Genomic DNA, 12,828 nt, shown 5'->3' with positions numbered 1-12,828 from the left:
GGCGGCCAGGCGACGCCTTCGGCACGCCGGTAGGAAAATATTTCTAAAATTAGCAATCTCTGATGGAACTTTGTGGCGGGTCTTCCATTTTCAACGGCATGCGAAACTCTGTCCACGGCATCCGGACGCGGGCAAACGTGCCATCCCCACGCTACTCATTGGTGCTGCCGATATACAATGAGGAAGAAGTATTGCCTCGGCTGGTCGAGCGGATCAGCGCGCTGGTCGCCCGGCTGGACGGAGAGACCGAAGTCATCTTCGTCGACGACGGAAGCAGCGATAAAAGCGTGAGGTATCTGCGCCGCATGCTCGCCGCTGAACCAAACTTCCGGCTGATCGAGCTTTCCCGCAACTTCGGACACCAGATCGCCATCACTGCCGGCATGGAAGCGGCTGCCGGGGAGGCGGTCATCGTCATGGATGCCGACCTGCAGGACCCGCCCGAAGTCGTTCTCGAGCTGGTGGCGAAGTGGAAGGAGGGCTTCGAAATCGTCTATGCAAGGCGTGTCAGGCGCGAGGGCGAATCCTGGTTCAAGCGCTTCACCGCCAGCGTCTTCTATCGCTTGCTGGAGAAGATGACGCCGGTCGACATCCCGCGCGATGTCGGCGATTTCCGCCTGGTCGGCCGCAAGGCGCTGGAGACGTTCAAGCGCATGCCGGAGCACGACCGCTTCGTCAGGGGCATGTTCGGCTGGATGGGCTTCAAGCAGGCGGCGGTGCCGTTCGAGCGCCCGGCGCGCACCCTGGGCGAGACCAAATATCCGTTCTGGAAGATGCTGAATCTTGCGGTTCACGGCATCATCGGCTTCTCGGAGCAGCCGTTGCGGCTGGCGCTCTGGACGGGATTGGCGGTTTCCGCTCTCGCCGTGGTGTTTGGCGCCTACGCGATCCTCGCCTGGATATTCGAAACCGGGGTGATTGCCGGCTGGACGTCCACGGTGGTGATCGTGTCGCTGCTTATCGGCATCAATCTCTTCATGACCGGTGTGGTCGGGCTTTATGTCGGCAGCATCCATGCCGAAGTGAAACGGCGTCCACTCTACGTCATCGACAGGCTGAGCGGCTTCGACCGGCCGACGCGCGTCGCCTCCCGCGAGAAGCGCCAATCATTCCGCAAGTCCGGCAACGGGGTTACGGCGGATGTCCGAACGCTTCGACAGTTATAAATCCAATTACGGCGAGTTGGTTGAGGGATCGATCCGGTTTTCCGGGCTTCAGCACGATTTCTTCCTGCTCGCCAAGGCCGAGCTTTTGCGGCGCCTGGCGCACGAGCAGCGCCTTCGCCAGGGCCGGGCAAACCTGCGCGCGCTCGATGTCGGCTGCGGCGTCGGTTCGCTTCATCCCTATCTCGAGGATGCTTTCGATCGCCTCGACGGCTGCGACGTGTCGAAGGAATCGCTCGCGCGCGCCGGCCGGGAGAATGCGCATGTCGCCTACACGGCGTGCACCTGCTCGCACCTGCCCTATGACGACGGCGTGTTCGACCTGGCCTTCGCCAGTTGCGTCGTCCACCACGTGCCGCCTGCGTCGTGGCCCGGCTTCTTCGGCGAGATGCGGCGCGTCCTGCGGCAAGGCGGGCTCGCCTGCATCATCGAGCACAACCCCTACAATCCGTTGACCCGCATGGCGGTGTTGAGGTGCCCGTTCGACAACGACGCTGTCCTGCTCGGCGCCGGCAAGGCGGCGTCGCTTTTCGAGCAAGCAGGCTTTAGCGACATACGCTGCGAGCATTTTCTGCTTCTGCCGTCGGCGGGGCATCTTGCCAGGAAGCTGGAGCGCGCACTCGCGCGCCTGCCGCTCGGAGCGCAATATGCCTGTGTCGCGCGTGCCTGAGCATCGTTTCGGCGCCAGCCTGAAGCTCCTGGCGCGCTTCGGCTCGGTCGGCATCGTCGCGACGATCCTCTACGCCGCCCTGGTCGCCGTCTTTGCCGGATCGGAACGGATCGGCCTTGCGCCCGTGCAGGCCTCGCTCGCGGCCTACGCCGCGGCCGCCGTGTTTTCCTATCTGGCTCACAAATTCTTCACCTTCATGTCGGCCGGCTCGCACCGGACGGAAGCGCCGCGTTTCCTGCTGCTGACAGCGATCGGCCTTGCGGTCGCCTACGCGGCGCCGTCGCTGCTGACGCAGACGTTTGGCCTGCCGCTCTTCGTTCCCGTCCTGCTCACCTGCTTGGTCATTCCGGCGCTCAATTTTCTGATGCTCGACCGCTGGGTGTTCGCGAGGCGCGGCGGGCGGGACGAAACCTCCGCGTGAGGCCAGGGCCTAAAGCGCGTCGCGATCTTTCAGATTCGCTCCATTCGCTTTAGGTTTTTGATTTTACGCATGTCCTTATCCCGAACCCGGTTCCCACTTTCGGGAGACATGCTTTTAAAGCGCATCCAGCCGGAACGAGAGCAGCTTGATGGAGCGGTTGTAGATCTTGCTTGCCGCGGGGCTCTGCGCGATGCCGTCGGGATAGTCGAATTCCATCTCCAGTATCCCGGTATCGGGCACGGCCGCCCGCGGAATGGCAAAGGTCACGGTCGTCGGCGCGGGACCGGACAGCATCGCCTGGTGCAGCCGGACGCCGTTCGCAGAGATGACAACGAGTTGCGAGAGCTGCGGCGGGCGGATGACGGCGGCCATCTCTAGCGTGGCCAGGAGAACATCGCCGGGCAGCGACGGCAGCGAGAGGCGAAGCCGCGACGTCTCGCCCAGCGAATGGGTGCCGTCGGCGACCGGGCCGTCCCAGCCGCAGACCATCATGGGGATTGCCTCCCTGGCGCTGTTCGATCGGAACGACACTGTGCGGCCGGGCGTATAGCGCCCGACGGTATCGCGGTTGAGGCAAGTCGTGGTCTTGTCGATGTAATAGGCGCGGTAGTCGTCGTTGACGTTTGGATTGAGGGCAAGCGCGAGGATGGCGAGTTCGGCCGCGGCGAAAGCGGCCGCCAGCCCGTAGCCGGCCAGCAAGACCGCGGGCCCGGCGGAGCGCGTTGCCTCAGACCAGAGCAAGGTAGTCTCCGAGCCAGGCGATGGTCATGAAATAGCAGGCGACGGGGAGGGCAATCACGGCTGCCGCGAAGGTCAGCCTCGACGTCGACAGCAGAGAGGCCGTCAACATCGTCAGCGGCGCAAGGCCGACGACATACCTGACCATCGAGGCGAGATTGGTGGTCAGGGGCAGGATGAGGGCCAAAGCGCAAAAGAGGGCCGCGCCATATTGCCTGCGGACCGCGAGCACGCCCGCAAGCGCCAGTCCGGCAATCGCCGCCATTGCGCTCCATTGCGGCGCCGTGGGCAGCCAGCTGGCGTTCGGGTGGTAGGATAGGCCATCCCAGACGAACAGCAGCGGATTGCCCGCGACGCGCCCGAACGCGCGCTGGACATGGGCGAAGGCAAAACCGTCCCCGACCGTGACGTGCAGGAAGAGCGTATAGGCGAACAAACCGGCAGGCGAGATCAGTATGGCGATGATGAGATCCGGGCGGCTCAGCAGCCAGCGTGGAAAGGCGATGGCAGATCCGCCCATCTGGCGATGCTCTTCGAACATGCGAATGACGATCGCGAAGACGGCAAGGACACCGACGAGCCTCGTTGCCGACAGCAACGCGCATGACAGGCCAGCGGCAAGGTAGTTCGAGCGTTTGAGCGCCAGGAAAAGGCAGGACGTCACAAGCACGAAGAGCGGTTCGGTCATGAAAGTGGCGAAGTAGAACGAGAACGGGCCGCTCAGCAGGAAAGCGCAATAGAGCACATAGGCACGCACGTTCTTCTCCAGCAGCGGCCAGGCCACGAGGCACGAGGCATAGCCGCATGCCACCGATGCCATGGTCGCGATCACGATGGTGGGGAAGGGGAGAACCGAGCGGATCGCCGCCACCAGCATTGGATAGAGCGGAAAGAATCCCCAGCGTCCGATATTGTTATGGTTCGGGATGGGAAAGCGCTCATAACCCTGCTCGGAAAGGTCCACATACCATTTGCAATCCCACCTGCAGAGCGCACGGGCATAGGCCGTAAGACTCGGGTCCGCCGACAGCGAGACAAATGCGGCGTAGCGGATGGCGAGGCCGCTCAGGGCGAAGAGCAGCGGCACCGCCACCACCGCGATGACCATGAGGCGAATGCCGCTGTTCGCCCGCGCCGCATCTTCAAGCGCCAAATCCGCCTCCACCCGTGCGGGCGGCATGGCGCCGCCCCGCCGCATCGGGTCGGCTGCCTGGCAGATCGGCCGCCCAACGTGGCGTCCGGTAAAGCGGCGGCGGGTATTTTAGTTCCGTTGCAAGTATCTAAAATCGGCATGGCGAGGCCGGCCGGCGTCCTCGCCTTCTCCGACAAGAAGAGAACCGCTAGGCTCCGAACGTTGTCAGTCGCAGGAGCCCCGCCCATTTCAAAGCCCACCTTCCTCGAAATCGCCCGCCGCGCCGGCGTCGGCACGGCGACCGTCGAGCGCGTGCTGAACGGCCGGGGCGGGGTGCGCCCCGAGACTGTCGAGAAGGTGGTGGCGGCGGCGCGCTCGCTCGACTATCCGCGCCGGCTGCCTGAGGCGCATCGCGGCGTCATCCGCATCGAGGTGATTCTGGTCAGGCCGGATTCGACTTTCTTCGCTCGGCTGTCACGGGCCTTCGAGCGCATCGCCGCAACGCTCGACCGCACCATTGCCGTCCACCGTACTTTCCTCGACGAGGCTAATCCCGCGGCGATCGCCAGGCGCATTCTCGAACCCGACCTCAGGCGCGCCGCGCTTATCCTCGCCGCGCCCGATCATCCACTGGTGAGCGCCGCGATCCGAAAGCTCGAGGGCGAAAACATTCCGACGGTGCAGATCGTCACCCAGATCTCCGGCACCAAGAGCACTTATGTCGGCATCGACAACTACGCCGCCGGCCGCATGGCGGGGCTGTTGATGGCGCGCATGCAAAGGCGGCCAGGCAAGGTGGTCGCGATCTGCCACAGCCAGATCTATCGCGTGCATCGCGACCGTGTGCGCGGCTTCTTCGACTACCTGATCGATGAGGGCAGCGATTTCGAGTCGGTCGCGGCGCTGTTCGGCTTCGACGATGGCGACCGCAACGCCGAGCAGCTTTACGAGGCGCTGAAGCGCTGGCCGGACCTTGCCGGGCTTTACAATGCCGGCGGCGCCAACACCGCGCTGAACGAGGTGCTGCACCGCCATGCCAGAGGCCGCGAGATCTTCTTCGTCGGCCATGAGTTGACCGAGCGCAGCACCAGGGCCTTGCGCGAAGGCACGATGGATGTCGTGCTCGACCAGGCGCCGGAAGCACAGGCGCGCCGCGCCATCGACCTGGTGCTGGCTGCGCTCAACCTGCACGACCTGCCGGTCGACAACCCGCCGATCCGCTTCATCACCTTCACTGCCGAGAACCTTTGATCTGATTTGATCAAGGTAGTGCGCGCTTTCGCGGCGATCGCGGTGCTAACTCGCCTGTGAACGGGAGACGATCGGACACGAGAATTCTCCGCCTCATCCGGCCGCTGCGCGGCCACCTTCTCCCCGAGGGGAGAAGAGGGCCGGCACCGACGCAGCTTGGCTCCTCTCCCCTCGGGGAGAGGTCGGATTGCCCCGAATTGCCCTTAGCAATTCGGTTGGCAATCCGGGTGAGGGGGATCTTTCGAGCGCAATCGTCCTACCCGCCAACCGGAGGATCACCAGTGGCAAGACGCTTGACGGCCTACGACCTGCAGAGCGCCAAAGGCAGCCGCAAGTGGCTGCAGCTCCATGTCGACACGCCGGCCGAGGCAGCGGCCGCGGTCGCCTGTGACATCGTCATCCTCTCCTGCGAGCCCGACCACAATCTCGAAGCCATTCGCCAGGCGGCACCTCACGCATTCCTCTCCGTCGGCATGCCGCATGGCGCGGTCGCTTCGCCCGAGGAGGCGGTGCGGCTGGGCTTCGCCATGATGAAGCGCGGCGCCGATGCGGTTTATTCGTCGCATTCGCCGCGCTTCATCGAGGCCATGGCCGCCGAAGGCATTCCCGTCACCGGCCATGTCGGCCTGGTGCCGAACCGGGCCACCTGGACGAATTTCCGCGCCGTCGGCCGCACGGCGGAAGAGGCCTTCAAGGTGCTGCGCTCGGCGAAGGACCTGGAGAATGCGGGTGCGGCCTGCATCGAGGTGGAGGTGGTGCCCGTCAGGCTCGCCGAGCATATCACCCGCTCGACGCCGCTGATCACCATGGGCATGGGCTGCGGCAGCGCCTGCGACACGCAGTATCTCTTCTCCTGCGATGTGCTCGGTACCCACACCGGCCACTATCCGCGCCACGCCAAGCGCTATGCCGACTTCGTCACGCTGGAGGCCGAGCTGCAGGAAAAGCGCATTGCCGCCTTCCGCGCCTTCGGCCGCGACGTCGCCGCAGGCAGCTATCCCGAAGCGAAGCACCAGGTGGACATGGACGATGCCGCCTACGACCGCTTCCTCACCCTCGCACAATCCTTGTGAGACCAGCCATGGACGACCTGCAATACGGCACGCGCAACAAGCGAGGCGACTGGGCGCCGAACGAACCGGCCGGCACCGCGCCGCTGTTTGCCTTTCCGCCACGCCCGCTGGCGCTGCTGAAATGGCTGCCGCATTACTTTCTGCCCTACAATCTGCTCTTCGCCGTCACGTCGGTTATCTGGTGGCGCTATGTCCTGCCCGACGTCGAAGTGATGAAGACGCTCTCCGTCGGCTGGATCCTGCGCCTCTTCATCGTCAACTGCGCGGCGCTGCTCGTCTTCTTCGGCGCCTTCGAGCTTCGACTCTACATTTTGAGAGCCCAGGGCAACCGTTTCAAATATAACGGCAAATGGCCGTCGGAGCAGAAGAGCAAGGCCTTCTTCTTCGAGAACCAGAACATCGACAACATGCTGCGCACCTTCGGCACCGGCATGCCGATCTGGACGGCGATCGAGGTGGCGATCCTTTACGCCTACGCCAATGGCTACGTGCCGTGGCTGAGCTTCGCCGGGCACCCGGTCTATCTGTTCTGCCTGGCGCTGGTGGTGCCGATCATCCACGAGACGCATTTCTTCCTGCTGCACCGGACGATCCATTGGGGTCCGCTCTACAAATGGGTGCATTCGGTGCACCACAATTCGGTCAACCCGTCGCCCTGGTCGTCGCTGTCGATGCACCCCGTCGAGCAGCTCGGCTATCTCGGCGTCGCCTTCTGGCACCTGATCATCCCGTCGAACCCGCTGCTGGCGCTCTACCAGCTCCATTATGCCGGTTTTGGCGCCATTCCCGGCCATGTCGGCTTCGACAAGATCGAGCTGACCGAGGACACATCGGTCGATAGCCACGCCTACATCCACTACCTGCACCACAAATATTTCGAGGTGAACTACGGCGACGGCCTGATCCCCTTCGACCGCTGGTTCGGCACCTTCCACGACGGCAGCAAGGAGGGCGAGGCCCGCATGCAGGCTCGCTACGAGAAGAAGAAGGCGCGCGCCAACGCCGCCGCCGCGAAATGATGTCGATGGAGAAAGCCATGGGGGCGGCCTGAGCCGCCCGGTGAGATGGCCTGCGGCCATCCACCTAAGCCATCCCGAAAGGGCCGGACAACAAGGGAGGAGTGAGCCGGCACTCCAATCCAGAGGGAGGAAACCCCGTGAAAAAACTGCTCATTTCGACCGCGCTTGCCGCCCTGATGTCGATGCCGGCAACTGCCTTCGCCGCCAAGCTCGGCGTCTCGATCGTCGACTTCGACAATAACTTCCAGACGCTTCTGATGCACGGCATGCAGGCCCGCGCCAAGGAGAAGGGCGCCGACATCCAGATCGAGGACGCCCATAACGATGTCGCCAAGCAGCTCGACCAGGTGAAGAACTTCATCGCCAGCGGCGTCGACGCCATCATCGTTACTCTGGTCGATACCAATGCGTCGAAGACCATCAGCGAGGAAGCCGCTAAGGCCGGCATTCCGCTGGTCTTCGTCAATCTCGAACCGGTCGACATGAAGACCCTGCCGGAGAAGCAGGTCTATGTCGGCTCGAACGAGACCGAGTCCGGCACGCTGGAAGCTTTTGAAGTCTGCAAGATGCTGCGCGCCAGGGGCAAGTCGGCTGGCGCCAATGCCTACATCATCATGGGCAGCCTGGTGCATCAGGCAGCACTCCAGCGCACCAAGGATGTCGAGCAGATCTTTGGCACCGACATGTGCAACTTCATCAAGGTCACCGACAAGCAGTCGTCGGAATGGTCGCGCGACAATGCGCAGAACCTGATGACCAACTGGCTGACCGCAGGGGCCGCGCCGGACGCCGTCATCGCCAACAACGACGAATCCGCCATCGGCGCCATCCTGGCGCTGAAGGCCAACGGCGTCGACATGAAGAATGTCGTGGTCGGCGGCATCGACGCCACGCAGGACGGCCTGCAGGCTATGAAGGCCGGCGAGCTCTCGGTGACGGTGTTCCAGAACGCCAAGGGCCAGGGCGGGGGCGGTGTCGACGCAGCGCTCGCGCTCGCCAAGGGCGATAAGGTCGACCGCGTCGTCTACGTGCCCTTCGAGCTGGTCACGCCGGCGAACGCGGCGGAGTATCTGAACAAGAACTGACCGTGGGACAGGGCTGCCTCCCCTCATCCGGCCGCTTCGCGGCCACCTTCTCCCCGAGGGGAGAATTGGTTCGCGCCGGCGCTGACCCGATCCTCTCCCCGCCGGGGAGAGGTCGGATTGCCCCGAATTGCCCTTCGCAATTCGGCCGGCAATCCGGGTGAGGGGTCTTCGGCGAGTGTGGCGCACGCTGTCTTTCAACTACCGCCAGGAAAGGAAAACAAAATGACCGGCTGGATCAGGGCCTGCGGCCTCGACGACATCGAACAGGAAGGCGCCCGCCGCTTCGACCATGGCGGCAAGACTTATGCGCTCTTCCGCTCGCCCGACGACGAAGTGTTCTGCACCGACGGCCTCTGCACGCATGAGGCCGTGCACATCGCCGACGGGCTGGTCATGGACTACGAGGTCGAATGCCCAAAGCACGCGGGTGCCTTCGACTACCGCACCGGCGCCGCCAAGCGCCTGCCGCCTTGTATCAATCTCAAGACCTATCCGGCGAAGGTGGAGGCGGGGGAAGTGATGGTGGCGGTGGGGTGAAATGCACCCCCTTCTCCCCTTGTGGGAGAAGGTGGCTTGTCGCGAAGCGACAAGACGGATGAGGGGTGTTCCAGCTTGGCGGCCACGACGACAGCGCAGCGACTTCCCCAGCGCCTCACTCCGTCCAGCACCCCTCATCCGTCGCCTTCGGCGACACCTTCTCCCACAAGGGGAGAAGGAGAGGGCGCCTCGCTAAATCCCTTCCCCATCCACCAGCGGTACGTCATCCCCCTCCCAGGGGCTCGGCATCGAGCCCCGGCCGGCCGTGGGCAGCGGCATCCAGCATCTGAGCTCCGGCTCGGCGTATTCGACGATGCGGCCGGGCGAGGAGTCGGAGGCCCGCCAGCCTTCCTCGCCGAACTGGTCGGCACGTGCCCAATAGGCCATGTCGACCTCGGCCGGTCCCTGCTCGGACGAGCGCACCGTCACCAGGATGCGGCTGCCGTCCCTCGGCGCGCTCGCCATATTGCGCCAGTGGTCGGGCTCGTCCATGTGAATTCCTCCTGCCTGAAGCAATTCCGGGAAGAAGCGGATTTCCGTCCGGAACTGCGTGAAACAAATTACCTTTTGGCGATAGTCGCCGCCCGCCGCGGAGGGGTCAACCCGAACTTGGCGCAAGACAGAAATATCGTTCAAGGCTAATATATCCATCGGCCGCAATCGGATGGACGACGATGGGCGAAGGATTGCTGTCTCCAGCCACCCGTCTCGGGCCGGTCCATCTCAGGGTGACCGATATCCCGGCGGCCTTGACCATCTGGCGCGATACGCTCGGACTGGCGCTCGTCGGCGAGGATGCCGTCACGGCTGAGCTCGGCGCCGGCGGCAGGACGCTGATCGTCCTCCATACCGGGGCGCAGCTGGCCCTGCCGCAGAAATCGCGCGATCTCTTCCATGTCGCCATCCATGTGAAGACGCGCCGCGATTTTGCCCATGCCGCCGCGCGCCTGAAGGCGTCGGGCTTGCGATACAGCGCCCAGGATCATCTGGTTTCGGAATCGCTCTACGTCTCCGATCCGTCCGGCAACGGCATCGAGGTCTGTTTCGACACGCCGGAGCGCTTCCTGCGCCGGGAAGTGTCGGCCGATGGCCGCGTTGCGCTGATCGCACCCGACGGCAGCGCGCATTCCGGGCTCGAGCCGCTGAATGTCCCGGGCTTGCTCCGCGACCTCGGCAATTCCGGCCATGTCGAGCAGAGGATGGCCGAGGACGCTTTCATCGGCCACATCCACATGCGCGCCCGCGCGCCCGAGCAGCTCATGGAATTCTATGTCGGCGTGCTCGGCTTCCGCCCGCATATCCAGTCCAGGACCTTCGGCATGTTCGACTGCGGCACGGAGCGCCGCCCGCATATGGTCGCCTTCAACATCTGGGCGCGCGACGAGCTGCGCGAGCCGCCGCCGGATGCGGCCGGCCTCGACCGTTTCACGGTCGAGCTCTCGTCAGCTGAGGAACTCGCGGCGGTGGCGCAGAGATTGGAGGCGGCCAACGTGCCGTCGAAGAGGGCCGGCAACGCCATCGAAACGGCAGATCCGGAGGGTAACCGCTTGCGGCTCGTGGTTCAGGGAGGCTGATCGGGCGGCCGTCCATTACCAGGGAGGAGGGGAAAAATGTCGCTCAAGGTGATTGGCACCGGCTTCGGCCGCACCGGCACGGATTCGATGCGCGAGGCGCTGACAATGCTGGGCTTCGGCCCTTGCCACCATATGTCCGAGGTCATGGCGCATGAGGAGCAGAAGCGGCTCTGGCGGGCGCTGGCCAAGGGCGCCGCGCCCGACTGGGGCAGGCTCTTTGCCGGCTATCAATCCTGCGTCGACTGGCCGTCGGTGCATTACTGGCGCGAGCTGATCGAAGCCTATCCTGAGGCGCGCGTCATCCTCACCTGGCGCTCTCCGGAAAGCTGGTGGGAGAGTTTTGCAAAGACGATCCTGCCCGCGATTTGTGACAGCCGGGACCAGGAGTCGCTCGGCATTTCGCTCGTCTCGAAACAGGTCTTCGGCGGCCGCCCGCAAGACCGCGCGCATGCGATCGCCGTCTATGAGGCCAATGTCGAGGCGGTGCTCAAGATCGTGCCCGACGAACGCCTGCTGATCCACAAGCTCGGCGACGGCTGGGGGCCGCTCTGCGCCCATCTCGGCGTCCCGGTGCCGGCCGAGCCCTATCCCAACCGCAACACCACGAAGGAGTTCCGCACAGCGCTTTCGTTGAATTGAGGGGGAAGGGAGTAGGGGAGTAAGGGAGTAAGGAAATTGCGGTGTGTTGGCATCCCTACTGCCTTACTGCCTTACTGCCTTACTCCCCCACTCCCCACTCCCCACTCCCTTCCACCGGAAGGACCTCACTCATGTTCCACTCCGAAACTACCTTCCTGACCGCCAGCCGACTGGCAGCGGCGATCCGCGAGAAGAAGGTCAGTGCCGTCGAGGCGATGGAGGCACAGCTTGCCCGCATCGCGCTGGTCAATCCGCTTCTCAACGCCATCGTCACCCTTGACGAAGAGGCCGCCCGCGCCGGCGCCAGGGCCGCCGACTTGGCGATCGCGCAGGGCGATGCCGTCGGTCCGCTGCATGGCGTGCCGCTCACGCTGAAGGACGGGCACGCCACCGCCGGCATGCGCACCACGGTCGGGCTCACCGCCTGGGCCGATCATATTCCGGCAACGGACAGCACGATTGCCGCGCGGCTGCGCAAGGCGGGCGCCATCATCATCGGTAAGACCAACGTGCCGCCCAGGCTGCGCGACCTGCAGACCGTCAACCCGATCTTCGGCCGCACCGTCAATCCCTGGGACGTGACCCGCACGCCCGGCGGCTCCAGCGGCGGCGCAGCCGCGGCGGTCGCCGCCGGGCTGGTGCCGCTGGAGATCGGCAGCGACGCCGGCGGCTCGATCCGGGTGCCGGCGCATCTGTGCGGCGTCTATGGCTTCAAGCCGACGCAGGCGACCGTGCCGATTACCGGCAGCTACGCCGATCCGCCAGACATGCCGCGCAGCTTCCGCCTGCTGTTCGACATCGGGCCCTTAGCCCGAGACGTCGACGATCTCATCCTTGCCCACCGCATCATCGCCGGCGCAGATGGCCTCGACATCGAAGTGCCGCCGGTGACAACCGACGAGGCGCCGGAGCCGCCGCTTGGAGAGCTCAGGGTCGCCTTCGCGCCCGAATTTCCAGGCGTGCCGACCGCCCGCGATATCGCCGACGCGATCGCAGGCCTTGCCGGCGCGATAGAGGCCAGCGGCGCGCGGGTGGGACAGGCCTTGCCGTCGCATGATTTCGCCGCCGAGCGGGAACTGTTCTCGGACTTCATCACCTGGTATTCGCAGGTCTTCCGGCAGCCGCGCGAAGCCGCGCCGTCGCTTGCCGCCTATCTCGAGGCGCTCAACCGGCGCGATGAATTCATCTACGCCTGGGAGCGCTTCTTCGACGACTGGGACGTGCTTGTCTGCCCGGCGATGATGTGCACCGCCTTCCGCCACCGCGAGATGGGAGCGCCTATACCCGTCGACGGCGTCGAGACGCCCTATTGGAGCGCGCTCAGCCACGCCTGCCGCTTCAACCTGACCGGACATCCGGCCGCCGTCATTCCGATCGGGCTCGACCGCGAGGGCCTGCCGATCGGCGCCCAGCTCGTCGGCCGCCGCCATTCGGACATGAAGCTGCTCGCCACCGCCAAGGCGCTGGCGCGTCTTACGGACGGCTTCGTCAGGCCGCCGGGATTGTGAGCGGATGGCGGCACTGCC

14 protein-coding genes are annotated in these 12,828 nt (G+C 64.8%); 11 read left to right on the top strand and 3 right to left on the bottom strand.

Features of this window, described 5'->3' with window-relative positions; genetic code table 11:
• Positions 1–98 precede the first annotated feature (98 nt).
• The 3 genes from RFN28_RS25000 to RFN28_RS24990 are packed head-to-tail and all read left to right on the top strand — an operon-like array spanning position 99 to position 2,254.
• Complete coding sequence (locus RFN28_RS25000; protein WP_320289846.1) at positions 99–1,166, top strand: glycosyltransferase family 2 protein; 1,068 nt, start codon at positions 99–101, stop codon at positions 1,164–1,166.
• Positions 1,141–1,833: a class I SAM-dependent methyltransferase gene (locus RFN28_RS24995; protein WP_320289845.1), complete on the top strand. Its 693-nt coding sequence runs from the start codon at positions 1,141–1,143 to the stop codon at positions 1,831–1,833. Before RFN28_RS25000 ends, RFN28_RS24995 begins: the two co-directional genes overlap by 26 nt.
• The gene (locus RFN28_RS24990) at positions 1,811–2,254 is read left to right on the top strand and encodes a GtrA family protein (protein ID WP_320289844.1); all 444 of its coding nucleotides are present in this window, start codon (positions 1,811–1,813) and stop codon (positions 2,252–2,254) included. The genes RFN28_RS24995 and RFN28_RS24990 overlap by 23 nt, the downstream gene beginning before the upstream one ends.
• A gap of 114 nt (positions 2,255–2,368) precedes the next feature.
• Here the strand turns inward: RFN28_RS24990 and RFN28_RS24985 are convergent, their stop codons facing one another.
• Together RFN28_RS24985 and RFN28_RS24980 are read right to left on the bottom strand one after the other, a co-directional pair.
• Entirely contained in the window at positions 2,369–2,995 is a 627-nt protein-coding gene (locus tag RFN28_RS24985) for a hypothetical protein (RefSeq protein WP_320289843.1), read from the bottom strand.
• Positions 2,982–4,145, bottom strand: coding sequence for a putative hexosyltransferase (locus tag RFN28_RS24980; RefSeq protein ID WP_320289842.1), 1,164 nt, complete (start codon positions 4,143–4,145; stop codon positions 2,982–2,984). The genes RFN28_RS24985 and RFN28_RS24980 overlap by 14 nt, the downstream gene beginning before the upstream one ends.
• 225 nt (positions 4,146–4,370) lie before the next feature.
• On the opposite strand from RFN28_RS24980, the gene RFN28_RS24975 reads away from it, so the two are divergent.
• The 5 genes from RFN28_RS24975 to RFN28_RS24955 all read left to right on the top strand — a co-directional run bounded on the left by RFN28_RS24975 (position 4,371) and on the right by RFN28_RS24955 (position 9,089).
• On the top strand, positions 4,371–5,375 hold the full coding sequence (locus tag RFN28_RS24975; RefSeq protein WP_320289862.1) for a LacI family DNA-binding transcriptional regulator: 1,005 nt from the start codon (positions 4,371–4,373) through the stop codon (positions 5,373–5,375).
• 281 nt (positions 5,376–5,656) lie between these two features.
• Complete coding sequence (locus RFN28_RS24970) at positions 5,657–6,448, top strand: 3-methyl-2-oxobutanoate hydroxymethyltransferase (RefSeq protein ID WP_320289841.1); 792 nt, start codon at positions 5,657–5,659, stop codon at positions 6,446–6,448.
• A gap of 8 nt (positions 6,449–6,456) precedes the next feature.
• Positions 6,457–7,467 carry a sterol desaturase family protein gene (locus tag RFN28_RS24965; RefSeq protein WP_320289840.1) on the top strand — a complete coding sequence of 337 codons (1,011 nt, stop codon included), beginning with the start codon at positions 6,457–6,459 and terminating at the stop codon, positions 7,465–7,467.
• Positions 7,468–7,604: 137 nt separating this feature from the next.
• Entirely contained in the window at positions 7,605–8,552 is a 948-nt protein-coding gene (locus RFN28_RS24960) for a substrate-binding domain-containing protein (protein WP_320289839.1), read from the top strand.
• Between the two features lie 222 nt (positions 8,553–8,774).
• Positions 8,775–9,089, top strand: a complete 315-nt coding sequence (locus RFN28_RS24955; protein WP_320289838.1) for a MocE family 2Fe-2S type ferredoxin — start codon at positions 8,775–8,777, stop codon at positions 9,087–9,089.
• A 192-nt stretch (positions 9,090–9,281) separates the two neighbouring features.
• Here RFN28_RS24955 and RFN28_RS24950 read toward each other — a convergent pair whose 3' ends face one another.
• Positions 9,282–9,581 carry a hypothetical protein gene (locus RFN28_RS24950; protein WP_320289837.1) on the bottom strand — a complete coding sequence of 100 codons (300 nt, stop codon included), beginning with the start codon at positions 9,579–9,581 and terminating at the stop codon, positions 9,282–9,284.
• A gap of 182 nt (positions 9,582–9,763) precedes the next feature.
• Between RFN28_RS24950 and RFN28_RS24945 the strand changes: the two genes are divergently transcribed.
• From RFN28_RS24945 to RFN28_RS24935, 3 genes are all read left to right on the top strand, one after another.
• Entirely contained in the window at positions 9,764–10,663 is a 900-nt protein-coding gene (locus RFN28_RS24945) for a VOC family protein (RefSeq protein ID WP_320289836.1), read from the top strand.
• A gap of 36 nt (positions 10,664–10,699) precedes the next feature.
• Positions 10,700–11,302: a sulfotransferase family protein gene (locus RFN28_RS24940; protein WP_320289835.1), complete on the top strand. Its 603-nt coding sequence runs from the start codon at positions 10,700–10,702 to the stop codon at positions 11,300–11,302.
• A gap of 131 nt (positions 11,303–11,433) precedes the next feature.
• Positions 11,434–12,810, top strand: coding sequence for an amidase (locus RFN28_RS24935; RefSeq protein WP_320289834.1), 1,377 nt, complete (start codon positions 11,434–11,436; stop codon positions 12,808–12,810).
• Positions 12,811–12,828 lie beyond the last annotated feature (18 nt).

This window comes from Mesorhizobium album (genome assembly GCF_033977205.1).
Taxonomy (GTDB): Bacteria; Pseudomonadota; Alphaproteobacteria; order Rhizobiales; family Rhizobiaceae; genus Mesorhizobium; species Mesorhizobium album.
This window is presented reverse-complemented; position numbering and strand designations above follow the sequence as displayed.

Bases quoted from the DNA above. Each gene is read 5' to 3' on its own strand.
- RFN28_RS25000 (WP_320289846.1), top strand. From the start codon at position 99: ATGCGAAACTCTGTCCACGGCATCCGGACGCGGGCAAACGTGCCATCC.
- RFN28_RS24995 (WP_320289845.1), top strand. From the start codon at position 1,141: ATGTCCGAACGCTTCGACAGTTATAAATCCAATTACGGCGAGTTGGTT.
- RFN28_RS24990 (WP_320289844.1), top strand. From the start codon at position 1,811: ATGCCTGTGTCGCGCGTGCCTGAGCATCGTTTCGGCGCCAGCCTGAAG.
- RFN28_RS24965 (WP_320289840.1), top strand. From the start codon at position 6,457: ATGGACGACCTGCAATACGGCACGCGCAACAAGCGAGGCGACTGGGCG.
- RFN28_RS24955 (WP_320289838.1), top strand. From the start codon at position 8,775: ATGACCGGCTGGATCAGGGCCTGCGGCCTCGACGACATCGAACAGGAA.
- RFN28_RS24950 (WP_320289837.1), bottom strand. From the start codon at position 9,581: ATGGACGAGCCCGACCACTGGCGCAATATGGCGAGCGCGCCGAGGGAC.
- RFN28_RS24945 (WP_320289836.1), top strand. From the start codon at position 9,764: ATGGGCGAAGGATTGCTGTCTCCAGCCACCCGTCTCGGGCCGGTCCAT.
- RFN28_RS24940 (WP_320289835.1), top strand. From the start codon at position 10,700: ATGTCGCTCAAGGTGATTGGCACCGGCTTCGGCCGCACCGGCACGGAT.
- RFN28_RS24935 (WP_320289834.1), top strand. From the start codon at position 11,434: ATGTTCCACTCCGAAACTACCTTCCTGACCGCCAGCCGACTGGCAGCG.